Below are 24465 nucleotides of genomic sequence, written 5' to 3'. Positions count from 1 at the left end.
CACCTCCTACTCCCCACTGACCTCAACGGCGAAGTACGCCATCCGGCAGTAGGCAACAAAGTTCGTCTGCCACAGGGTGAATAACTCGTGGGCCTCGGCGCGTTGCATCGGACCCCATCCTTGCAAATAGTGCTCGTCATCCAAGAAATTGAAATCGAGCTCCTTACAGAGCTCGGCATCCTGACCCACTCCCTGATAGCTGAAGTCGGTGACGTAATCGAACAGCCAGCCATCAAGGCCGCGTATCAGACGGATCTCGACGGGGTGAGCCCCTCCTTGTTCGGGGCTATAGGTGGGGCTGCGAAAGTTGAAAGTGAGTTGGGTCAGGCGCTCGAGGTTGAGGCCGATGGTGGCGACTTCCTGATTGAGTAATGCGATCAGCGCTGGGGCCACGGGCAGGGCAAAGCCGTTCCGGTGAAAAGGAATTGTCATGATGTGTCCTCGGTGAGTGGAGAAGAGGGGCCTTCATGTGGGGTCAGTCTTTGAGCCAATCCCACAGTTTGCTGACGCCATAGGCCGCAACGGCGCCTACTGCAAGAGGAGCTAACAGCGGGGCTGAAGCAATGCCGGTGATCGACACTACCGTCGCTGCGGCCCCACTACCGCCAGCAGTCGTGGCCAGAGTACTGGCAGCAAGCCCTGCGGTTGCACTGGTGGCCGCCTTGCCCAGCGTATGACGAGCCACCTCAGCTGCCACCACCGTTGCTACAGCGGTTTGCAGCAGCTTTGGGGGATGCTGAACCCCTTCAATGCACCAGATAACAAATTGCTCGCTAGTGGCAAATGGCTGACCTTGTTCACCTTCGCTGAGTCGTGCGTAGGCTCGCGTCAGGCTTTCCTCTCGACTGAACAGGCGTTGGGCATGGGGCTGGATCCCAATGGCGCAGTGCTGACTAAATTCAGCCAGCGAGGTCAGCGCCAGTTGGCCTGAGTGCTCTCCAGAAGGGGATGGTCGACAGTGAATGACTTGGTCATGGCCAACAAAGAGTCCGTGATGATGGCCTTCAGGCTGTGATGTAACCAAGTGATCGCCGATAATGAAGTGTCGTGACATGGGGTGATGATCCTCATCAAGGGTTGGAAATGAAAAAGGGCGTCACCGTGATGGTGACGCCCTTTGGCTTTGTTTTTCCTGAGCGGACTACTTGCCGCCCACGGTGATCTTCAGTGGTTGATGAAACTCGGGTGTGAAAGTGGAGATGGGGAGCCGGGTAACTTGGTTATGAGCAAAGACTTCGGTCGCCTGAATAATGGCGATAGACTTGGCTTGCTCAACCTGTCCGCAATCCACTTCAGTAAAACCACCGCCATAGCGTGTGGCTGAGCTCCCGCCGAAAGGTTCCACTTCTAGTGTTGATTCGGCCAATGCTTTGCCCTTCTTGTCATTGAATTGCAGCGTGATATACAAATGACCAAACTCGTCTGCCCCGCCACTATCTAAAGAGAAGTGATACGCACAGACGCCTTGGTTTGCGTAAACGGTGTCAGTGTGCTGGATAGCGAGGTAGCGTTGTTCTTGCGCATTGCAGGCCAGGGCCGAAAATATCAGAGTCGAGGCCAATAAATACCGATGTATGTCTTTCATAAAAATCCTCGTAGCATTTACTCATATCTTAAAAGCATCTGGTTATTTACGCCCCAGATATCTGAATATTTCTTTGCCATTGTAAAAACCAACTAGGTCTTCCTCATTTTTATACTTCTTGTTTGGTTGGAATTTGACAACAGTGCCAGGTCGACACATATCTTTCAGTGAAATATTGAATTTTTCATCGGGTGTAATTGTGTAGCCTATGGCAATTTTCTGTGGGGAGCCTGCTGTGGCGATCCACCCCCACATACCAGCTTCACAGTCACCGAATGGTTGACTGCGCACAATGACCATAGAAAGATTACTTATTTCAGTTGCGATGCATTTTCTGTTTAAATTTAAATGTGCGTTGCACCAAAATGGTTTTCCTGTTTTGTCCTGCACTAGTGCAGGCAGAAAGCCTGTGAATGGCTCCGCCGCCTGTATTGATTGACTTCCAGACATAAGAGTTAGTAGTAAGCAGAATGTCAGCTTTTTCATTTTTTATCTCACTGAATAACTATGATCAAATAGATGTGTATGGCTATCGTCAGAAACGGTAAACCACACTATTTTTCAGTTGCTCTGAGATCTGAGAATGCGTTGCACACTGGAGATACTTATCCCCGTGCGTTTGGCAATTTCAGTTCTGGGTAATCCTTTGGCGACCAGTGCCAGAACTTCATTGCCTTTTGCCATTGCGGTAGGCTTTCGGCCTTTATAAACACCTCGTCGCTTGGCTAACTCAATACCTTCAGCTTGCCGCTCCAACATCAACTCTCGTTCGAATGTTGCGATAGCACCGATCATGGTTAGCATTAACTTGCCAGTAGGCGTTGAGGTGTCGATCCCCAGATTCAATATCCGTAATGCAACTTGCTTATGTTGTAGAAATTCTGATATCTCCAATAGGTGACGAGTATTACGAGCCAGACGATCCAGCCTGGTAACCATCACCACGTCTCCTTCCTTCACATAATCCAAGAGGAGAGTAAGCTGTGGCCTATCATCACTGGCACCGCTAACCTTCTCCTGGAAAACTTTATTGCATTCAGCCAGTGCTCGAAGCTGGACTTCAAGGCTCTGACCTCCCGTACTAACACGTGCGTAACCTACCAGTGCCATGGTCTCCTCCCGGTCAATAGGGCAAGGTACACTGACCCCCATGGTCAAAAGTCTCTTAGAGACCTTAATGACCAGAAAATGGAGGGAAATTGATGAAATGAGTGCCGATTTCGTGAGTGTCACTAGGGCTTGATCTATTGAATCAAACCAGTGGTTTAAAGACGTAATGTGTCTTCTTGTGTCAGTGGTAGCGATGGATTATGACAATCATGAACACCTGACGTAGTGAGAACGATAAGCTATATGGATTCGTATTATTTAACAGAAGGGTCCTTATTTTGTATAGGTTTGGCTCCGATAAGATATCTAGCTGGTCTTTGCAATATATACATCGTATCGCTCATTATATTTAACATGATGATATCTCCATGAAATATTTTTGGGAGGTTCATGGAGATGATATATACCAGTATTTTTTTTCAATGTGTTTGATAAGAATTGGTACTGATCTTAGATCAAGAAAGAACCACTTGGGGTGTTAAATAACTGCAAGTTTAATAGAAGCATGTTGTTGTCAATGGGTAATTATGATTTTTACAAAAAAACAATCTGCTACTCTTGCTACTAATAGCAAGAGTAGCAGGAAAAGCATCACCATGTGATTACATAACTTCCATTCTTCAAGGGTTTTACAGAGGCCTGGCGACCATTCTTTAAATGAGTTTCAAGCTCATCCTTCGCTTTCACCTTATCGTCAGGGTGTAATTTATCTAAGCTAATTTCCAACTCAGCACGCAGTTTATCTCTTTGTGAACTGTTAAGTTTTTTCCCAAATTGAACTCTTCCTTGTTGAAAAAAATCTAAATGTTTTTTTATCAGTTTATTCAGTTCTTTATAACCTCTTTCAATCATCCCTGCACTGAAGCCTGAAAAATCAGATGTATAATTGCTATCAGTTTTGTTGCTGTTAAATGTTTTATCTCCATACTTATCTCGTAAGGCAGTAGCCAATAAATCCATACTGTTTTTTAAATTGGAGTTTTTTTCATCTTTCTTCCAAAGTATTTTTACTTTATCATTCTTGTTTGTATATTTTACAAAGTGCTCAGCTATTAAAATTAGGGCGCATAGATAGTTCTTTGCATGACTTTCATTTATACTTTTTAGTGTATCTGCCCTGTGTAGATAATTCACTGTTGGGTAATCATCCGTATGCAATCTTGGGATATTGTATTTCTCAACAAGTTCATCTTCAGTTTTAGCTAAACACATGTGAGAAATTTTATTCTTTGTCTGTATCACGCTAATATCAGAACGTAAATAGGACATAATTCTATCAAGTTCATTATTTGATAGCATGTTTGAGATATCAATCTGCACAGTCAGTTTAGTTGCTATATCAACATATTCTTGGTTGCGATACTCATGCAGCATCATATAGCTGTCACATAAATTTTCTATGTCATCATTAATTATTATATCTCCATCTATTCTTGATAGTGCGCTTGTTGGTACTTCCACTTGTTGATATGCACATTCAATACTGTACAAAGGTCGTTCTCCAATGGGGTTAAATAGTTTATAACGACGAACAGATAAAGTGGGCGCGAAATTTTTTCTAATAGGGAGGTATTCTTTTTTATAAATGTATCGCAACGTGTCGTGATAATAATTTAGTAAGTATGTGCTATCAAACTCAGTTGCAAACATTGCAACTGAGTATCTGTGAGCAATATTGCATTTGAAATTTTGGTTACTCTTACATAACTCTATAACAGTTTTCTTTAAATTGTCCAGTAACTCGTTTTTGTCGTTATTTATGATGTCATCATTGTCGTCCTCCGATTCAATCCCCCACCACCTATTAATTAGGTATCTAATTTCATTTTTAAACTCATCAAAGGGTGGTTTTGTTACAATGTAACATACAACACATAAAATAATGCTCTCAATAGCATAGTCTATGTTTGTGTTCTTTTTAAATAGCTTTAGGATTTCATATCTGACAGATTTACTTAAATTATAAATGCGAGAAACATCTTCGGGATACTGTTTTATAACAGCTAGCCTGTAGGCCTCTTGCGAAATAAAGTGTGCGATATCCATCATTTCATTTTGTTGTAACTTATTAATTAGGGACATAAAACCCTCGAGCTCCTATAAATTAAAAATCGCTTAGTTTATATCATGCTCAACTCAAATAACAGGTCATTCAAGAGGTGGCATAGGTGACCCATTATTGGCAAAAAACTAGGGTAATCTCAATCTCGCTCTCTAGTGAAGTCAGAAGATGCATCACGATTTTGCAACATCGACGGCACCTAGATTAGTGCAATCCATACTCAGACATTTTGTAACCACGATAGATGAGGAGTGCTTATGACTACATCAGTGATAAAACCGGACCGCATACTGCGCATGCATGAAATGAAGCTGCGAGTGGGGATGAGTCGGTCTTGGATCTACGATCGCATAAACCCAAAAAGTCCTAGGTTTGACCCTGGTTTCCCGAGGCCAGTCAGGGTGGGAACTTCGGCGATTGGATGGCGTGAGTCATCGGTAGATATCTGGATCCAGTCCCTGAAAAACTAAACTGAGATCCGTCATGATGAACAATCAAAATCAAGTGGGTGAGTTTCCAGTACAAGTGTTGCCTGAACTATTGCGAAGGCTAATACAGCACATTTATGACGATACACAGGCGCCTATTGGGGTTATTGTCTCAGCTGTTCTAGCAGTCATGTCATTAGCATGTCAAGACTCATTTGATGTGCAACCCAAGGAAAACCTGAGATTTGCTGCATCGTTGTATTTAATCGTGTTGGCTGAATCAGGTGAGCGCAAGTCAGCCGTGGTTCAATTGGTAATGAAAGCTATCTATAAACTTCAGAATGAACTGGATCTGGAATTTATCAAGTCACAAGAGGTCTATCTCAGAGAGTTGGCTTTGTGGCAGATCAAGGAGAAGGCGTTAGGAAAGGCAATTTCTAAAGACGCGGAGAAAGGGCTAGGAACTAAAGAGTTGGAGGAGGCATGGTATCAATGCCAAGAACAAAAACCGATTGCCCCAACTCAAAAGAGGTTAGTGTTATCTGATGTAACCAGTGCCGCCATCAAGCAAGTTCTAGGCAAGGATAGCCCATCGTTAATGCTAGCCTCCGATGAGGCGGGAAGCTTGTTGTCGGGGGAGCTGTTTAGAGACACCGCTATTAACTCAATGTGGAGTGGACATTCTATCTCAATCGAGCGGGTGGCCAGTACCAGACCTAAATTAGTTGATTACCGTTTGGGTTTGATGCTTATGGTTCAGCCTGGGTTATTTAACAGCAGTCTGGAACGCCAAGGGGAGCGTGCTCGTGCTTCCGGTTTTTTGGCTCGGTGTTTGATCTGTGAGCCTCAGTCTACTCAAGGTCAACGATTCCACCTCGACAAATTGCGGTTTCGAGCCCCGGATGCAGTAGATCATTTTCATCAACGTGTTGAGGGTCTTCTGAAGGGAGGATTTAGACGTAGGGAGCGTGGGATCGAGCGTAAATGCTTAAAGCTGACGCCAGAAGCCGCTAGCAGGTGGAATCAACAATATGTGGCTATTGAGCTCAGTATTGGTCCTTTAGGGAAATTGAATCAGTACCGCGACTATGCTTCAAAATTTATGGAGCATGTATCCAGGATTGCTGCGGTTCTGGAGGGGTTTTGCACACCTAACGCCGAGTTTATCTCAGATCAGACAATGTATGCTGCGATTACTATTGCACATTGGTTTTTTGAGCATTTTATTCAACAAATGAAGAAGCTCGATAAAACTGATGAACCATCTAATGCAGATATTCTGCGTTCTTGGTTAGCTAGAAATGTGGGGGCAAATGGAGGAGCCATTTTCAAAAAGAATGATATTCGTAAGTTTTGTCCGAATAAATTAAGAAGTAAGCAGGCTCTTGATGCTGCATTGAGTGATTTAATCCTGAGAGGATGTGTCAGCATTTATAAACAAAATAGAACGACGCTGGTGCGTTACCATATGGGAATATTAACTTCACCGATAAACACTACATTAGATGATTTTACTTTTTAATAACTTAAGAGTGATTTTTAAAGATAATTCAATCCTTTTTTTAATATATGTCGTGGCCTGTAAGGCCTTAGAGTATTTGTTGTGCAACAAAACAATTCGGTATATGTAATATAGCACACAAAAGATACCTAATATAACCACTATGAAGTACTCGTAATACAGCCTATAACAGGATCTATATCATCGCCTAGATATCCCCTCTCTCTTGAGAGGGGAGGATTAAATTTTATTTAAAACACTGACTCACGTTATTGTGTTAGGCACAACATTTTATCAAACACTTAGCATTTAGGAGTGCTCATTATGTATGGCAGAATATTATTAACCAATATGGAATTTGAAGCGCTGTTGCAAGAATGCACATCTGGATATGGGCCAATGAACCAGGTTTATCTGGGGCGCAGTGTAGAGTTTACAGCTCAAGTATTAGTAGAGACTCCTCGAGTCTTTGCTATTCGATGCGATTTAAGGTTCGCAGTGGATACCACTGAATGCGACCTGGATCAACTTATCTTCATGCAGCGCACTGACCCAGCGGTTATCACACGCTTCATGGAATCCCTTAAAAGCCAGATCAAAGCAAACCATAAACGTAACAACCGACGAGGGGAGCCGCGTCTACCTGCTTACATCTGGTGCAGGGAAAAGGACTCATCAGCACACCACCATTACCACGTCATGCTATTCTTCCACAGAGACGATTACGCCTATCTGGGTAACTATTTAGAAAGTGATGGTGATAACATGGGGGTGAGGATACAGAAAGCGTGGTGTAGTGCACTAAGCTTACCGTATCCAGAGCATGCTCACTTGGTTCATTTTCCTCCCAAAGGGACTTATTGGCTATTTCGTAATGCGGCAATTAATCGAGATAAAATCTATCACGACTTTCTGTTTCGTCTGGCTTACCTAAGTAAACAGAGTACGAAGGTTATGGATGGGCAACGCAACTTCGGTTGCAGTCAAATACGATAAGGCGCTTGAGCACGTCAGTGCTCATTAGTATGCTATAGAACAATCCCTGCGTATTTAATTAAAGGATATCTATGAGTGAATTTCTGAAAGTGCTGTTGAACATCCGTAGTCTGCGGGCAGCACTGCGTGAGTTGTCTCTGGATCAGCTCAAAGAAGCCCACGAGAAAATCGAAATGATTTATCTGGAGCGGTTGGAGGTCGCGGAGAAAGAACAAGCAGCCAATGCTGAGCGTTTGCAAAAGCTGGCTGAGTTCCAAGCGATGTTGGCTCAAGCTGGTATCGACCCCACTGAGTTGGTAGGCAGTGCCCCAGCAGCGACTGCGGCTAAAGCTAAAAGAGCACCGCGTCCCCCAAAATACAGCTACGTTGAAAATGGCGTAGAGAAAACCTGGACCGGCCAGGGGCGTACACCCAAGTTCCTGGCTGAGCAGCTCGAGCAAGGTCGTCAGCTGGATGACTTCCTCATCTAAATAAACAAGGCCATGCCCTCACGGTGTGGCCTTTCTGTTTACACGCTCCGTGGCTAATTAGTGCCAGCTCTCGTCGTTACGAACCAGGAATCTTCGGTAATGATCTGTCGCAGGACAGAGGTCAGCCCTAATGACATTACTCAAAGCATCCTTTAGCATACGCATGATGCTGGCTTAGCTCAGTAGGTAGAGCAACTGACTTGTAATCAGTAGGTCACCAGTTCGATTCCGGTAGCCAGCACCACAATTATCACCGAATTCCTCATAGCCGCTCCCGATGCCAACCATAAAGACATAGACGCAGTGCGTGCCGATCTGGATGCGCGATTACGTGAAGCCATTGATAGCTGGGACCCTCGTCGCCCCAGGCGCTGGTTAACAAAATATGGCGGTTGGCGAGTTGAAAAGCGCTCCCTCCTCACGCAGCGATATTGTGTGATATGCGACGAAGCGCAAGCTTTGCTAACAAATACATCAAAATAATGCGCACTATGATGCGTCCACTTTTGGCACAGTTGCATTGTCATTTACCACCCCTCTATCCCAATAATCCCCTTAAGCTAACTCATGTCACGAAATGACATTACGCAACCCTAATATCATGTCTATCAATTACCAATGCGCCTCCATTGCGCTAATAACTTATTTATTGATAATCATCTCTTATATTGACAGCTCTGTCAGATTCATCTGAATTTTCCACGTTTGTGAACCTCGCTAGTTTTTTAGGTTGTTTTTTGAGTTCAAGGTGTATTTAATCGCCAAATAATAAACGTTCAGGTTAGCTGGGTTGCTGCTTCATGACTATGGGATACGGCGTGTCGCGTGTAGCTAACCAGTAAAACATCAAAAATAATAATATCGGTGGGTTGTTAATATAAATGCGTCCTCTATCCTCTTTGCGCCCGGCGTTGGTTTGGCGCACCGTTTTGCTATTTGCACTGCTCACACTGCAAAGTTCGTTCGCCTTTGCGGCGTCCCCTGCCGAGCAGCAGGAGATTGAACAGCGCCAGCGCGCCTTGTTGGAAGAGGCGGCTCGCCAACGCGAGGAGGTCGCCCGACCGCTGTCACTGCCAGGTGAACTTTCCGAACAAGTGCCACAAGCCCAAGGCCCCTGCTTCCAAGTGAGCAACATTCACTTTGAGGGAGCGTCGCAGCTGTCTGCCAGCCAACAAACCCGACTGGCGTCACCTTACCTCAATAGCTGCATGGGGCTCATCCACATCAATGCCCTTATTCGCGATGTCAGTCAGTGGTATCTGGCGGCCGGCTTCGTCACCAGCCGAGCCTTTCTGCCAGAGCAGGATTTAGCTAAAGGAACGCTTACCATTGCAGTGCTTGAAGGGCGCATCGAAGCCATTGTGCTTAATGGCGAGCCGGACCCTATCACTCGTACCCTCTTCCCGGGCCTGGTCGGGCAGGTGCTCAATCTGCGTGATCTGGAGCAGGGTGTAGACCACCTATCTCGCCTGCGTTCGCTCTCTTATCAGCTTGATATCCAGCCAGGTCGAGCGCCTGGTCAATCCATCGTCAATTTGAAGGGCACCAAGGGTGTACCGCTACAAGGTGCGTTGGAGTTCGACAACAGTGGTCAGCAGAGTACAGGGGAGGAGCAGGGGAGAATTTCGTTGACTGCCGACAACCTGTTATCACTGGCCGAGCAATGGACTTTGGTGGCTGGCAGTAGCACTGATGGGCGAGCGAGCCACAACGCCACCAACTGGCAGGCCGGTTTCAGTTTGCCCTATGGCTACTTGTTGTTTGATGTCGGTTATCAATTTAGCGATTACCGCAACGATATCGACTCTCGCGGCTATGTCTATGAAAGTCGTGGTGATACCCGTACCACGACAGGCACTGCCACAGGAACCCTCTATCGCGATGGGCAGAGCAAGATATCCGGTGTGCTGGGCGTGACTCATCGTCAGAGCCGCAACTTCATCATGGACCAGTTGCTGGAAACCAGCAGCTACCAGCTCTCCTCTTTGCGGCTTGGCCTTAATCTGGCGACGCGAGTAGACCGTCATTTTTTCACCTTAAACCCCGCCTTGACGCTCGGCACCGACTGGTTCGGAGCAGACAGCGACCGTGGCCGCTCGGCTTTGTGGCCGCAGGCCCAGTTTGAGAAATGGGGGCTGTTTGGCAGCTACAGCACGGCGGGTGGTCAGTGGGGATGGCTCTCGACCTTCAATGTCCAATGGACGCCTGACCGGCTCTATAGCGTGGAGCGTTTGTCGCTGGGCGGCGAGGCATCGGTGCGCGGGTTCAAAGAGCAGAGTATCAGCGGGGATGTGGGTGGATACCTTCGAAACGAGCTCAGTTGGCAAGGAACTACCCCGACCTGGCTCGGTCAATGGCGTACCTGGCTGGCGCTGGATATGGGGCAAGTGGACATGGGTAATCAGGGGGAAGAGTGGCGTGGCATGGTGGGCACCGCCATGGGTTGGGAGCAACGCTATCGCCACTTTACCGGCAACGTCAGCGTGGGCTTTCCGTTAAGCGCCCCCGCTTGGCTCAATGCAGACCCCTGGGTGCTCTACTACCGGGCGAGTGTGGCGTTCTAGCAATAGAATGGCGATGCGTCGAGCGTCGCGAGATGGCAATCAAGACGTGAATGGACGATTGAAGATGGTTGAGATGGATGCAAGCGCAATGAAGAAGCAAGGTGAACCGCGGTTTTCTCTGGTATGTCGGGCCGTGGTGTATCAGCTATGTGCATTGTTAGCACTGCAACCGGCCCACCCGGCATTTGCTGAAGGCATTGCGGTGGCGACCGGTAATACCACCCTCAATCAGGCCGGTAACGGAGTGCCCATCGTCGACATTGCCACCCCCAACGGCACCGGGTTATCGCACAACCTCTATCAGGATTTCAACGTTGGCCAGGCGGGCGTCATCCTCAATAACGCCACCGGACAGCTGACCCAAACCCAGCTGGGTGGGCTTATTCAAAACAACCCCCACCTCAATGGTCAAGCGGCCAATCTCATCATCAACGAAGTGGTGGGTGCCAACCCGTCGCAGTTGCAAGGCTATCTGGAAGTGGCTGGTCAGCAGGCTGGTGTGGTGGTGGCCAACCCCAATGGCCTCACCTGTGATGGCTGCGGTTTCATCAATACCCCCAATGTGACGCTCTCGACCGGCAAGCCGGTGCTGGATGCACAAGGCCAGTTGCAGGCACTCGATGTGAAACAGGGCACCCTGACCGTCGGTGGCAAGGGACTGGATGCGACCAGACAGGCATCGGTCGACTTGGTGGCGCGCGCCGTCCAACTTAATGGCGCACTGCATGGCCAGACCGTCAATGTGGTGGCGGGTGCCAACAAGGTTGACCGCCAGACTGGGGAAATCGTTGCTCAGGCAGGCAATGGCCCCGCGCCGGAAGTGGCCATCGACACCGCCGCGCTGGGCGGCATGTACGCGGGCAAAATCCGGCTGGTCTCGACCGAACAAGGTGTGGGGGTCAATCTGGCCAACGTGGTGGCCAAACAAGGGGATTTGACCCTTGATGCCAATGGCCGCGTGCGGCTGCGTGACAGTGCTGCGCAGGGGCAATTAACGGTTAATGCGCAGGGAAATGCCGAGTTGGGTGGCAAGTTGGCAGCCCAAGGGGCGCTGATAGCCAATGCTACGGGTGATGTTACCCTCTCGCAAAGTCAGCTGGCTGCTGACACTGTCCAGCTTGCGGGCAAGCAGGTCACCCTCTCGGACAGTCGGGTGGATGCGCGCACTGTGACGCTGGCAGCCAAAGAGACTCTGAACCAGCAAGGTGAGGTGAGCGCCGCCGAGCAGCTGACACTCTCAGGCAATACAGTCGCCCTTGCCGGTCGCCAACAAAGCGGTGGTGGGGTAACCCTCACTGCCAGTGACGGTGCAAGCCTGCAAGGCACGCTGGCGGCTGCTGGCCCGGTCACCATCAAGAGTGGCAGTCGCTGGGTGCAAGGCAAGACATCCGCCCTTGAAAGTCAGGGGCGGGTCGAGGTCGAGGCTGATGAGGTCACTCTGTCTGGCAGGATGCAGGGCCAGCAGATTGCGATTAACACCAAGACCCTTACCAGCGATGCCAGTGTCACGGCGGGACAAGCGTTAGCCGTGACTGCGCAGCGTGCGACACAACAAGGCGTCATGCACAGTCAGGGGCAACTGGACTGGCGCGGCGAGCAACTTGATAACCAGGGTACCCTCTCGGCCGACGGTACTGGTGAGTTGGCACTTGCCAAGCTTTCCAATGGGCAAGCAGGCCAGGTACTGACCAAGGGCCCGTTGACTATCACCAGCGATACCCTGACCAATCAGGGCAAGGTGGTTAGCGAAGGCGCCTTGGCGCTCACCAATAAAGGGGCGTTGCTCAATACCGGCACCCTGGGGGGAGCCCGACTGACCCTGGGTACTGACCGGCTGGACAGCCGTGGCATGTTGCTTGGGCGTGATGGCATTGCACTCACCGGGCGAGAACTCTCTTCATCAGGACAGCTGGTGAGCGATGGCGCCCTCACCATTGGCAGCCAGTTGCTGTTATTGAGCGGCATCACCAAAGGGCAAGAGGTTGCTATCAAGGCCAACCAATTGGCGCTTGATGGCTCCTTGCAAGGGGATGGCGTCGTCCTTGAGGCGGACCAGATAGCCAGTGGCAAGCTCGGTCAATTGCTTTCCCAAACCACCCTCAAGGCCACTGCGCGTGAGGCGGTGCAAGAGGGAACCTGGGCTGCTAAAGGGGAGATGGGGCTTGATATCGGCACTCTGCTCAACCGTGGCACCCTGGCCAGCGATGCAACCTTGCACTATCAGGGCAACACTCTGGTCAATAGCGGCACTGTCTCAACCCAATCGATGGATGTTCAGGCGCAGCGACTACGTAGCAGCGGGTTGCTGCTGGCCGCCCAAACAGGGCAGATAACCAGTCACACGCTGGACAACCAGGGGCGCCTGCAGGCAGGCGGTAACCTCACCCTCAACACCACAGAACTGCTCAATAGCAATCAGCTTATCAGCGGCTTGGCGCTGGCTATCACCACCGGCACCTTCACCAACAGTGGCACGACAGCGGCAGGCTCTACCCTTGCCCTGCAGGGCACTGCGCTGACCAACCATGGCAAGTGGGTGGCCGCGGATGCCTTGCGTGTCAAAGCTGACACCATCACGCAGGGGCAAACCGGCATCACCGCCAGTAACAGCGCCCTCACCATTGATGCCACCTCCCTGACCGGGCAAGGCACGTATTCAGCAAATGGCCCGCTGACGCTCAAGGCTGCCACCCTCAATATCGATGGGCAACTGCACAGCGATGATGCTCTGACCCTCGACGCCAACCAACTGACCTTGGCTGGCTCTGGCTACAGCAAGGGCGACCTCACACTTCGCGCCACCGATGCCACCCTCAGTGGCACCCTCACCAGTGGACAAGATGCCACTCTGCAGTTGAGTGGCGCTTTGCACCACAATGGCCGTCTTGACGCAAACCAGATTGCGGTCAGTGCCAAGAGAATCGATGGCAACGGCGACCTCTACGCCGAGAAAGCGCTCAATGTGAGCGCGAACCAGATTGTGCAAGGCGGCACCTGGCTCGCTAAAGAGAGTGCAAACCTCACCGGTGGCAGCCTGCAACTGGGCGGCACCTTGGCCGCGCTGGCCGGGTTGACCTTGAGCGCCACCTCCTCCGTGAGTAGCAGCGACAGCACCAAGGTCATCGCTGGCACTCAGCTTGCGGTAACCGCGCCAACCCTGCAGTTAGCGGGGCGCTGGCAAGCAGGCTCTGATGCCACTGTCACCACCGGCCAATTCACCCAACCCGGTGACCTGGTGGCAGGCGGCAAGCTGCAGCTCAACGCAGATAACTGGCAGGCGCAGGGCGTTACCCAAGCAGCGGGCACCATCGATACAACGCTCAAGGGTCATGGCGAGTTGGGTGGGCGAGTCACCAGTCATGGCGACATTCGCATCACTGCCAACACCCTGACTAATCGTGGTGAGCTGCTGGGACAAGGCAATGTGGCGCTTACCGTACAAGGCATGTTGCAGCAACTGGGCAAGCTGATGGGGCAACAGAGTCTCACCATCAGTGCCGACCAACTGGACCAGCAAGGCGAAGTCATTGCAGGTAACAGCCAGGTCACGGCTCGCACTCTCAACCAACAAGGCAAGTGGCTCAGCGGCGGGCAATTTAGCTATCAGGGTCAGCAGCTGGATAACAGCGGTCAACTGCAAGCCACTGATATCAACTTGCAGGCCAACCAAACCAGCAACCGTGGCAGCGTGTTGGCGCAAAACCAGCTGACCCTCACCGGGGCACGACTGGACAACCTGGGGCAGTGGCAGGCCGGGGCGCAAACCCTGACCCTCAATAACCTCACCAATGGCCAAGGGGCGCAACTGCGCAGCCAGACCAATGGCATTATCAATGCGCAGCAACTTGATAACGCAGGTCAACTGGTGGCCCAAGGCGCCCTGCAAATCAGCGGCAATACCCTGAGTAACCAGGCAGGTGGCCTTATCAGCGCCGACACCTTGAGCCTGCAAGCCAATACCAGTCTCAGCAGTGCGGGTATCCTGTTTGGCTTGCGCCAACTGCTGGTCACCAGTGCCACCCTCGATGGCAGCGGCCAACTGCTGGCAGGCAACAAGTTAGGCATCGACACTGGACGCGTGACCCAGATAGGCCAATGGCTCTCCGGTGGCGATCTGGCGCTGAAGGTCGGTAGCAGTCTTGTCAGCCAAGGGAGCATCAGCGCCAAGAACCAGCTAGAGCTGGACGTGCAGGGTGACTGGCTACATCAGGGTCAGTGGGTGGCAGGCAGCGGTCTGCGTGCCACCGCCACAGGTACGTTCGATAACCGTGGCAAGCTTATCAGCAATGGCGCTATGCAGGTGGTCGCGAGCAGTCTTGATAACAGTGGCAGCCTGCAAGCAGGCAGTGCCCTGCGCCTTGATACCAGCGGGGCGCTGCGCAACACCGGCATGATCGCCAGCCTGGGTGACCAAGGATGGGCGGGCAGCACGCTTTATAACGAAGGCACCTTCTACAGCGGCGGCAATTTGTCGCTGACAGCCAATAGCAACCTGACCAACCAGTACGGCACCTTGCTTGCCGAACAGGGCGCATCACTCAAGGTCAATCAGGGCCTACTTATTAACGCATCAGGCACTATTGATGCGGGCAGTGGCGATCTGTGGTTATCCGCTCAGGATATTGTAAATAAGCGCGCTGTTTTTGATGTGGTGACCACCCAAGAATCATCAAATCAGCAATTGCCGCTTAACCTGTACTTGTCCTCTGATGATCCGCTGCTTCCGGAGCATCAGGTCATATGGTCATTCAGCCATTTTCAGCCCAGTGCTAACTTTTTTTGGCGTCGATCGGTGACATTTTCGGGCGAGCAAGACGTTAAGCTCCTGCTTTCCAAAAAAATGCAGGAAGTTCGAAGTAGTAGCCCCGCGAGCCTCATGTTGTCTAGTGGCGACCTTAGTATTAATACAGGCGCATTAACTAACGATGCAAGTGTGATTAGTGCAGGAAAAAACCTGACAATTAATGCTAATAGCATCACGAATAAGTCATATGTGCTAGGCGGCAGTACTGAGTACGCTGATTATGAATTTCAGGGATTAAAAGACGCAGGCATGTCATACCTAGGGGAGTCCGCACGCCCCCCGTCATATGGTTTTCCTGATGCTGAACTTTATTACAAGTTAACTGGCACACATCAAGAGCAGACTGAGAGTGGTAGCATCAACGCCCTTATTTCCGCAGGCGGCAATCTGACTGGCACCGTGGCGGGCATGATTGACAACGTCACCATCAAAGCCAATGCGGGGCCGGTTTCCAGTACCACCACTCGCCCCGAGCTTGCCAATGTCGCGGTTGATGGCCCCAGTGGCCCGACCTGGCAGTCTGGCTCCAATGCTCAGCAGGTCATCTTCACCCCGGTGGGTGAGCCCAACGGCGTGCCGCTGCCGGATTATCCGCTGCCTGGCGGCGGCAATGGCTTGTTTGTGGTCACCGACAAGCCCGATAGCCAATACCTGATAGAGGTCAATCCGCTCATCAGCGAGTTGGGCTCGGCGGGCAATGCAGCCCTCTCCAATATCGACCAGGCGTTGGCAGCAGCGGCCCAGGCCAGTGGTCAATGGGATAGCTGGCAGACCATTAACACAGCGCAGCCCGGCGCTTTGCCTAATGGCGCCGCATTGACGCTCGCACCCTCTGTCGAGCAAAACCCGACCTGGACAGACCTTGGCAAGTTCTTAGGGTCCAACTACTTCTTTGCGCAGCTTAACTATAACCCGGAGCGCGATATCAAGCTGCTCGGTGATGCTGCGTTTGATACCCGCGTTATCCGCGATGCAGTACTGGCGCAAACGGGTCGCCGCTTTATTAATGGCGAGATGGGCTCGGATTTAGCCCAGATGCGCTGGCTGATTGACAACGCCGCGCAAAACCAGCGCGAGTTGGGATTGACGCCAGGCGTCGCCTTGACGGCCGCCCAAGTGGCGCAGCTTGGCCGCAGCATGGTGTGGTGGGAGCCGGTCTGGTTCAACGGTCAGATTGTGCTAGCCCCCAAGCTCTATTTGACACAGGCCGACCAGCGCCACCTCTCCGGTAGCGTCATCACGGCAGGCAATATCGACCTCAAAGCCGGTGGTATCACAAACAGCGGTACCCTCCTGGCCGATGGCACCCTGTCCCTTAAAAGCGGCAGTACCCTGACCAACCTGGGAGCCCTGCAAGCCGGTGGCGACCTCACCTTGCTGGCGATGGATGACATCCTCAATCAGGGGCAGATATCCGGCCAGAACGTGACCCTTGCCAGTGCCAACGGCAGCATCATCAACCAGACCCAGACTGCCCAGCGTCATGTGGATGTCAACGGCATCCTCTCCGATGTCTTGAGCGACCAGACCCGCTTTAGCCGCACCGATGTCGGTGACACCGCCAGTATTACGTCTGCGGGCAATCTCTTGTTGCAAGCAGGCAAGGATATCAACCTCTCCGCCGCCGAGCTGTTGGCGGGGGGCAATATGTCCTTTCAGGCGGGTAACGATATCACCATCGGTAGCCTTGAGAGTCGCCATACCTGGGAAGAGGGACAAAACCGCTTCTCCCGTGTCGACCAGCTGATGAGCGAACTCAATGCCGGTGGCAATCTCTCCCTCTCTGCAGGCAATGACTTAAGCCTGGTGGCCTCAACGGCCGAGGCCAAAGGCGATGTGAGCCTGAGCGCAGGCAATAACCTGGTACTGGCCAGTGAAGCGAACCAGACCAGCGACGATGTGCGCCAAGGCAGCAAACACACCATCGACCGCACTACCACCCAAATCGGCGCCACTGTCTCTGGTGATAACGTGAGCCTGAGCGCCGGTAACAACTTGCTGGTCCAGGCCAGCACCATCGAGGCGCAAGGCAATGCCAGCCTGCAAGCCGGTGGTGAGCTGCAACTGACCACAGCCGATAACGAGGAGTACCACTACGAGAAGAGCAAGAGCAGTGGCACATTCAAGTCCAAAACCACCGAGATAGAGCAGCGAGATGTCACGGCGCAGGGCACAACCATCACTGCCGGTGGCAATGTAAGCCTGTCCAGCCAGGGGGACATGACCCTCAAGGGCAGCGATATCAAGGCCGCAGAGAGCCTTGCCATTGACACCGACGGTCAGCTCAAGCTCCTGACTGCGACCGACGAACACTTCTACCGCAAGGATGAGCAGAAGAAGGGCTTCACCGTCACCGCCCAGGGCAATGGCACCAGCTCCACCACCGAGCGGCAAAACCAGCTCGAAGGCGGCGACATCACCATCAACGCAGGTCAGGGCGTGTTGCTGCAAGTGGGCCAGCGTGAAGGGGAAACCTTGCAAGCGAATCTGACTGCGCTTGCCAACGAACCGGGCATGGCCTGGGTCAATCAGGTCAGCCAGATGCCGGGCGTGAAGATGGAGGCGGTGCAAGAGGCCTATGAGCAGTGGGATTACAAACAGCAGAGCCTCAACCCCATCGTTGCGTCGGTGATTGCGATTGCGGTAGCGGCTGCCTCGGGTGGTACTGGTGCTGCCTTACTGGGTACACAGACAGCCGCGACCACCGCCATGGCCAACACCGCCTTTGCCACGCTGGCAACTCAGGCAGCCCAATCCATGGTGTTGCACGGTGGTGACCTCTCTGCGGTGCTCAAAGACCTTGGCAGCAGTGCCAACATCAAACAACTCGCAACGTCGGTCGCCACGGCGGGCGCCCTAAGTGGCTTTGACCAATGGGCAGGGCTCGATAGCGCGGCCAAGCAAGCCAACAACCCGTTTGCTCAACCGGGTGCGGCAGACTTGATGAGCTGGGACACCTTCAACCGGGTGACCGGCCACGCCACCATCAGCGCAGGTATCAACAGCACCATCAATGGCGGCAGCTTTGGTGATGCATTTAAGGACAGCCTGCTGGCCAATATTCAGGGGCAGGTAGGTAAATCGGTTGCTGGCGTTATCGGCGATAAAGCTGATGCATTGGGCGTGGCTGGCAAGACCATTGCTCACGGTGTCACCAGCGGCGCCATTGCTGAAATCACCGGCGGCAAGTTTGCCGCAGGCGCAGCAGGTGGCGCCATGTCTGAGATTGCCAGCAACTGGAGTCTGGGGGCCTTTGGTGGCAACGAAGAGTACCAAGTGGCGCTGAACAAGGTGTTAGGTGGCCTTGCTGCCGCAGCGGTGACTGGTGATGAGAACGACTTTGATACCGGCGCAGATCGGGCCGAGACCGTGCATCGATACAACTATTTGGAACATGCTCAGATAGATGCATGGGCCAATGAGATGCAAGCCTGTCAAGCTGGCGGCGGTAGCTGTGGCCATATCAATGAAAAGTTTGAGAAACTGAGCATTGCTCAACAAGAGAAGCTTATCAGCGTGTGTGCTGCAGATGCCACGGCTTGCCAGCAGCAATTTGGCTCGGTGGTGGCTGATAGCTTGTTGGTTAAGCAGAGTATCGATAAGGCATTGGGTCAAGATATACCGCTGAAGATGGTGTATGACTTGTCAGCTTTGCGGCTCCACCAGTCGGATGCAGAAGGCGCGGTATTAAGCGCACAATTTGCAAAAGATCTCAGTGAAAAGTATGGTCTTGATGCTGATACGGTAGCTCTGGCTGCTGGACTGTTAGCCAGTGCTGCTACAGGGGTACCCATAAAAGGGCTTAAGATACCAGCAAGCAGGTTGGAAAGCACTCAGCCAATAGCCGTGAGCGGTAGCCGGGCTATTGATAAAGCTCAAAGCTATGAAAGTGGTGTGCGGGATATATATGGTGGTGTCTCATATGCTGACCGTCAGTATACAACAATTGTAAACGGAAACCGCGTAAATGGCGTTGCTGACAATGTAACAATTGTTGATGGGAAACGGACTGCGGTTGAGGCGAAGTTTGTTGAAAATTGGGCTGATTCTATTAGGAATCCATCGAGTAACTCAGGCTCAAAGCCATGGTCTGTTGCAGAGCAGGCCAATATGGTAGAACAGGCTAAAAAGTACTCGTCAGGTTTTGAAGGTGGGGTAATCTATCATACAAATAGTCCTGAGTTGGCTAGCCAGTACTCTAGGGTGTTTACTGAGGCTGGTGTTACAAACTTTAAGTTTGTGATTACTCCAATAAAAGATTGAGGTGTGTATCGTGAATGATCGAATTAAAGAATTAGAACAGATATTAGGCGGTGAATTAGAAAAAGAACATGGCAGGGTTATTCCTGGCGTGGAGAAGGCATCAACGCGTGAGGTAATTTATTTTTCCGACGATGGTAAAAATAAGTTTAAGAAGCAATTTAAAAAAATAACGTGTTTCACTGAGCGGCCTAACGCAACATGTGGAGGTGTTAATGAGGCTGGGTGTAACATTACCCCTCCTGATGGCCCGTTGTTTCATGCTGTGGTTTATCATGGTGACCTTGTTGGCTGGAAGAAAGATATCGAAGAGGGAGCAAATGGATTGAATTTACTTCTTGCAAAAGTTGAGGGTAAACAGTTTATTGTTTCGGATGGTCGTGCATTCCTATTGTCAGAGTGTAAAGTTGAGTTCACCTAAATTAACTTTTACACACCACCCAATATGAGGTTTAAATGGCTAGGGAAGGCACATCATCAGTTTTGTGCCCATCAGGTGGCTGAGTAGCCCATCGGTAATTTTGACAAACAGCGCATTAGGCAAAAAAAGAACATAGAAGGAAGCGGCCTATCCAAGCCGCTTCTCTTATTTGTGCAACAAACCGATGGTCAGCAGTCAGTAAATAAAAGTATATTAATAATACGATACGAAACTCAATGGCGGGAGCTTTGGTGATGCGTTTAAAGACAGCCTGCTGGCCAATATTCAGGGGCAGGTAGGCAAATAGATGGAGGCGGAACAAGAGGTCTATGAGCAGTGGGATTACAAACACAGTTCACTCAATCCCATCGCTATGGCCGTCATCGCGATAGCTGCATCCGCGTTAACGTATGGTGCAGCCAGCAGTATGGTAGGAGGCATGGCTGGCGCAACAGCGGGCTCTGGTTCCGCAATGGCGGCTGGCGCTGCCACCACAACCACCGTTGCAGGTGTGACGACAACAACCAGTATTGCTGCTGGTTGGGCTAATGCCATGATGGCAACAGGGCTCTCTTCGCTAGCAGGGGTGGGAGCTACCAGCATTGTCAATAATGGCGGTGATTTGCGTATGGTACTGAAGGATGTCACCAGCGAAGAGAGCCTGAAAGCTGCTTTGATAGGAGCGGCGACCGCTGGGTTGGGTGTATACACTGACGGTTGGGGAAGAGAGTTGACCGCAGAAGGTAATTTTAAGCTGGTTGATATTAATGAGCGTTTGGGCGCGTATGCGCTGAATACGGGGGTAAAGGGTGCATTAACGGCGGAAAATAGTAAAGATTGGCTGGTTACCTCAACAACAGGTGCCATGTCGGAAATCTATGAGTTTTCAACAGGCCGAGGACCTGATGTGAGACCTGGTGTTGATCGGCCAGAGGGTCCTGTTGTTAACAAGCTCACGGGAGGTTTAGTGCCTGGTGTGCTGGTAGATGGTGGTTTGAGAGAGGGTAAAAACATTGGGCTTAATCTTGACGATCTAGCCACATGTGGAAAGTTATACTCGGTGTGTCATGGCACTGCAGTTAGTAATATTTTGAATGATGTACCGGGGTTTAATTCCTTTGCTACATTACATGATTCCTGGATGAATCAGCTGGAAAGTTACAAAGGTAGTGGGATGAATGCCTTTGAAAATATTGGTAGCATGCCTCCAGCCATGCTGATCAACTACGGGGCTCTTTATGATAAATATAGCCATCTTGTTAATAGTGAGGTTGGGGAATGAAAGTCTCTTGTTTTTTATTGCTAAGTATTCTTCTTATAGGATGTGCACCATCCTATAATGGCTGGGAAGGAGGGCGAGATTTCATTATAGGTAAAAAGATGAACGAGCTTAGCAATAAGCCTGGAGCTCTTTGGTCTCCGGCTAGCGACATTCACTCTTTCGATTATGTGGTTATAGAGGGGAGTGACTACCGTTATTATTTAACGTGGATAAGGACATGCAAATATTCTATTTTGGTTAGTTTGGATGGGGTTGTTAAATCATGGCGCTATGAGACTTCAGATAAACATGATTGCTATGTTTTTTGAGTGTGTTTAACTATCTCGATAGCAAGGGATGTGCAGGATGTCTGAAGTAAATAAGGCTATTGTTATAATGCTTGCGACTACCGCTGGATTGGCTGGCTGCGCTCCATCATAAGTTAGTTGGGAGAGAAGCCTTAACATGATGGTGGGGCAGGAATTTCAAAGGTATGTTGAGGCAAAGAATTTTTTGGTCACAGGTCAATAGAAATAGGGGTATAGATAAAACTGATGATAATTCGTGGGAAAGATACTGTTTTACTTGGGTGAGAGACTGTAAATACTCTGTATTGGTTGATGATAAAGGTATTGTTCGTTCTTGGCGTTATAAGCCAGCTAATAGAGAAGATTGCTACGATTCTTAACGTAAAAACATCTACCAGCTCATGATGCTTGGATGAATCAATTGATTGCGTTTAATGGAAGGGGGGCATTGGTTCAATGCCACCAGCCCTTTTCATTAACTACGGTGCGCTTTATGATAAATACAGCACTACAATAAAAGGAGCTGAAAATGTTGATAAAGAGTAATTTTTTCGTAGCGCTGGTTTTTATTTCGGGTGGATTGGCTGGCTGTGCACCGTCATATTCAGTTTGGGAAGGCGCAATGGATCAACGAGTAGGGAGGAATTTTAATAATTACTATAACAATCCCACTGGAACATTTTGGGCTCCACTTTACTCTAATAGAGAAAAAAGATTTGCAGACAAAATTGTCGATGAACAAACTTGGGAAAGATATTATCTTACTTGGATGAAGCAGTGCAAATACTCCGTACTGGTTGATGACAAAGGCATCATTCGCTCTTGGCGTTATGAGACAGACGACAGAGGTAGTTGCTACGTCTGGTAACCACTCTTCTGAGCAAGTAGCGATACAGGGTTGCTGCACGGTGGCGACCTCTCTGCGGTGCTCAAAGACCTTGGCAGCAGCGCCAATATCAAGCAATTGGCGACGGCGGTCGCGACAGCGGGAGCGCTAAGCGGCTTTGACCAGTGGGCAGGGCTCGACAGTGCGGCCAAGCAAGCCAACAACCCCTTTGCCCAACCGGGTGCAGCGGACTTGATGAGCTGGGACACCTTCAATCGGGTAACCGGCCACGCCACCCTGAGTGCAGGTATAAATCGCACCATCAACGGTGGCAGCTTTGGCGATGCGTTTAAAGACAGCCTGCTGGCCAATATTCAGGGGCAAGTGGGCAAGTCAGTGGCTGGGGTTATCGGCGATAACGGCAATGCATTGGGCGAAGCTGGCAAGACCATCGCCCACGGTGTCACCAGCGGCGCGATCTCTGAAATCACCGGCGGCAAGTTTGCCGCAGGCGCTGCAGGCGGCGCCATGTCTGAGCTGGCCAGCAATTGGAGCCTGGGCGCCTTTGGTGGCAACGAGGAGTATCAGGTTGCGCTGAACAAGGTGTTAGGTGGGTTAGCAGCAGCGGCCGTCACTGGTGATGAAAACCAGTTTGATACCGGCGCTGACCGAGCAGAGACGGTATATAGGTATAATGCGATGGCTCATACCCTAGCCGCACTGAAAGCGCGCGATCCTGAGCGATTTGCCAAGTTGATGGAGGCCAAACAAGAGCAGTTCAAAGCTTGTGGTGAATCTGCGGAGTGTAAAAATGCCGCGATAGCCAGTTTCAGTGTGTTGGGTCTCCCAGTGCTATCACCAGAACTGCTGCTGGCAGCAGGGATTGGCGGCAGTGCCAGCAGTTTCCAATTGTGGGCAAACGGTGGCGATCTCAGTAAGGTAGATGCCGGTGATGCAGTATTTGCGGCATATTTGAGCGCTGCTACAGCGGGCTGGGGATTTTGGTCAACCGTAGGTGCTAACGGTGCTGGTGGTGCCTATATGAGCTATTTAAAGGGAGAAGATCCTCTCGTTGGCGGGGTGGCTAGTGGTGTGGGTGCCAGTATTGGCTACGGCGTGGGCAAGGTAATCGAAACTCCACTGAACGGGATATTCAACCCAAATTGGAAAAACTACGAGTGGATAGATTTAGGTTTGGGCATTAGTAAGCCATTAGAAGCTAGCTCAATTCCGAGTATTGCTGGTAACGCTTCTAACTCTTGGTTCTCTGAAGTATCTTCCGAATTAACTAAAAAAGAGACAGGGAAGGTGATGGATAACGATGAATAATCTTATGCGTGTCATTTATTTTTTATTCGTGATAGCCATAGGGACATGCTTGACTGCTATAGGCTTTGGTGTGGGAGGTGTGGCTGTAAAGATACTCACATATATACTTCATGGAGCGGCCTTTGATGCGTGGATAGTATTTTTATTTTTTTTAAAAAAAGGTTTTGTGGCAGGATTGGTTATTAGTCTATGTGTGGCATTACTTTCTTTTTATAAAAGCAGGAATTTGCCAAGCAGGTTTAAGTAGGTTGGCTGATCCGATTCCATTACGAGAGAGGAGCAAGGCCGAAATTCACTCAGAGCACCGTCGGTAACCTTGCAAACTCGATTGTTTCTGAGTTCAGCTCCGACATGTCTAAAAACCAGTCTAATGCTGGAGTATCTGATGAAAAGTAAGTTATTTTTTTGTAGTCTATTTTTTATATCATGGGCGTTTCAATGTTCTCAGCGCCATTAATGTTATTTGCCGTTGGAATAGTTATCAAGAGCATTAAATCTCTACGAGATGGTGCTCCATTTATAATTGACGATGCATTTATA

The 24465-nt window shown here is 50.4% G+C and carries 16 protein-coding genes and 1 tRNA gene; 11 read left to right on the top strand and 6 right to left on the bottom strand.

All coding sequences use genetic code 11. From position 1 onward, the window contains the following. Nucleotides 1-6 precede the first annotated feature (6 nt). The 6 genes from I6L49_RS09965 to I6L49_RS09940 form a co-directional block, all read right to left on the bottom strand. Nucleotides 7-432, bottom strand: coding sequence for a DUF2787 domain-containing protein (locus I6L49_RS09965; RefSeq protein WP_099358598.1), 426 nt, complete (start codon nucleotides 430-432; stop codon nucleotides 7-9). Nucleotides 433-475: 43 nt separating this feature from the next. Beyond that, complete coding sequence (locus tag I6L49_RS09960; RefSeq protein WP_216951516.1) at nucleotides 476-1054, bottom strand: lecithin retinol acyltransferase family protein; 579 nt, start codon at nucleotides 1052-1054, stop codon at nucleotides 476-478. An 87-nt stretch (nucleotides 1055-1141) separates the two neighbouring features. Then, a complete protein-coding gene (locus tag I6L49_RS09955) occupies nucleotides 1142-1585 on the bottom strand; it encodes an IrmA family protein (RefSeq protein ID WP_043123616.1) in 444 nt (147 codons plus the stop codon). A 42-nt stretch (nucleotides 1586-1627) separates the two neighbouring features. Then, nucleotides 1628-2071, bottom strand: a complete 444-nt coding sequence (locus I6L49_RS09950) for a hypothetical protein (protein WP_102989238.1) — start codon at nucleotides 2069-2071, stop codon at nucleotides 1628-1630. A 75-nt stretch (nucleotides 2072-2146) separates the two neighbouring features. After that, nucleotides 2147-2695: a recombinase family protein gene (locus I6L49_RS09945; protein WP_216951515.1), complete on the bottom strand. Its 549-nt coding sequence runs from the start codon at nucleotides 2693-2695 to the stop codon at nucleotides 2147-2149. Between the two features lie 591 nt (nucleotides 2696-3286). Further along, a complete protein-coding gene (locus tag I6L49_RS09940; protein ID WP_216951514.1) occupies nucleotides 3287-4777 on the bottom strand; it encodes a hypothetical protein in 1491 nt (496 codons plus the stop codon). 237 nt (nucleotides 4778-5014) lie between these two features. On the opposite strand from I6L49_RS09940, the gene I6L49_RS09935 reads away from it, so the two are divergent. From I6L49_RS09935 to I6L49_RS09885, 11 genes are all read left to right on the top strand, one after another. Further along, nucleotides 5015-5227 (top strand): AlpA family transcriptional regulator, encoded by a 213-nt coding sequence (locus I6L49_RS09935; protein ID WP_021140808.1) that lies wholly within the window; start codon nucleotides 5015-5017, stop codon nucleotides 5225-5227. 13 nt (nucleotides 5228-5240) lie between these two features. Next, nucleotides 5241-6707 (top strand): YfjI family protein, encoded by a 1467-nt coding sequence (locus I6L49_RS09930; RefSeq protein WP_216951513.1) that lies wholly within the window; start codon nucleotides 5241-5243, stop codon nucleotides 6705-6707. A gap of 303 nt (nucleotides 6708-7010) precedes the next feature. Then, nucleotides 7011-7682, top strand: coding sequence for an inovirus Gp2 family protein (locus tag I6L49_RS09925; RefSeq protein WP_216951511.1), 672 nt, complete (start codon nucleotides 7011-7013; stop codon nucleotides 7680-7682). Nucleotides 7683-7753: 71 nt separating this feature from the next. Further along, entirely contained in the window at nucleotides 7754-8152 is a 399-nt protein-coding gene (locus I6L49_RS09920) for an H-NS family nucleoid-associated regulatory protein (protein ID WP_216951509.1), read from the top strand. Nucleotides 8153-8320: 168 nt separating this feature from the next. Further along, nucleotides 8321-8396, top strand: a tRNA-Thr gene (locus I6L49_RS09915). A 685-nt stretch (nucleotides 8397-9081) separates the two neighbouring features. Then, entirely contained in the window at nucleotides 9082-10716 is a 1635-nt protein-coding gene (locus I6L49_RS09910) for a ShlB/FhaC/HecB family hemolysin secretion/activation protein (protein WP_216951507.1), read from the top strand. Between the two features lie 88 nt (nucleotides 10717-10804). Continuing rightward, the gene (locus I6L49_RS09905) at nucleotides 10805-19783 is read left to right on the top strand and encodes a DUF637 domain-containing protein (RefSeq protein ID WP_216951505.1); all 8979 of its coding nucleotides are present in this window, start codon (nucleotides 10805-10807) and stop codon (nucleotides 19781-19783) included. 10 nt (nucleotides 19784-19793) lie between these two features. Continuing rightward, entirely contained in the window at nucleotides 19794-20201 is a 408-nt protein-coding gene (locus I6L49_RS09900; RefSeq protein ID WP_216951503.1) for a hypothetical protein, read from the top strand. A gap of 307 nt (nucleotides 20202-20508) precedes the next feature. After that, nucleotides 20509-21483 (top strand): DUF637 domain-containing protein, encoded by a 975-nt coding sequence (locus I6L49_RS09895; RefSeq protein WP_216951501.1) that lies wholly within the window; start codon nucleotides 20509-20511, stop codon nucleotides 21481-21483. Nucleotides 21484-22299: 816 nt separating this feature from the next. Continuing rightward, complete coding sequence (locus tag I6L49_RS09890; protein ID WP_216951499.1) at nucleotides 22300-22638, top strand: hypothetical protein; 339 nt, start codon at nucleotides 22300-22302, stop codon at nucleotides 22636-22638. Nucleotides 22639-22695: 57 nt separating this feature from the next. Then, nucleotides 22696-23925, top strand: coding sequence for a DUF637 domain-containing protein (locus tag I6L49_RS09885; RefSeq protein WP_216951498.1), 1230 nt, complete (start codon nucleotides 22696-22698; stop codon nucleotides 23923-23925). The last annotated feature ends 540 nt before the right edge of the window (nucleotides 23926-24465 follow it).

Source organism: Aeromonas sp. FDAARGOS 1419, from assembly GCF_019047045.1.
In the GTDB taxonomy this organism is placed as follows: domain Bacteria; phylum Pseudomonadota; class Gammaproteobacteria; order Enterobacterales; family Aeromonadaceae; genus Aeromonas; species Aeromonas veronii.
This window is presented reverse-complemented; position numbering and strand designations above follow the sequence as displayed.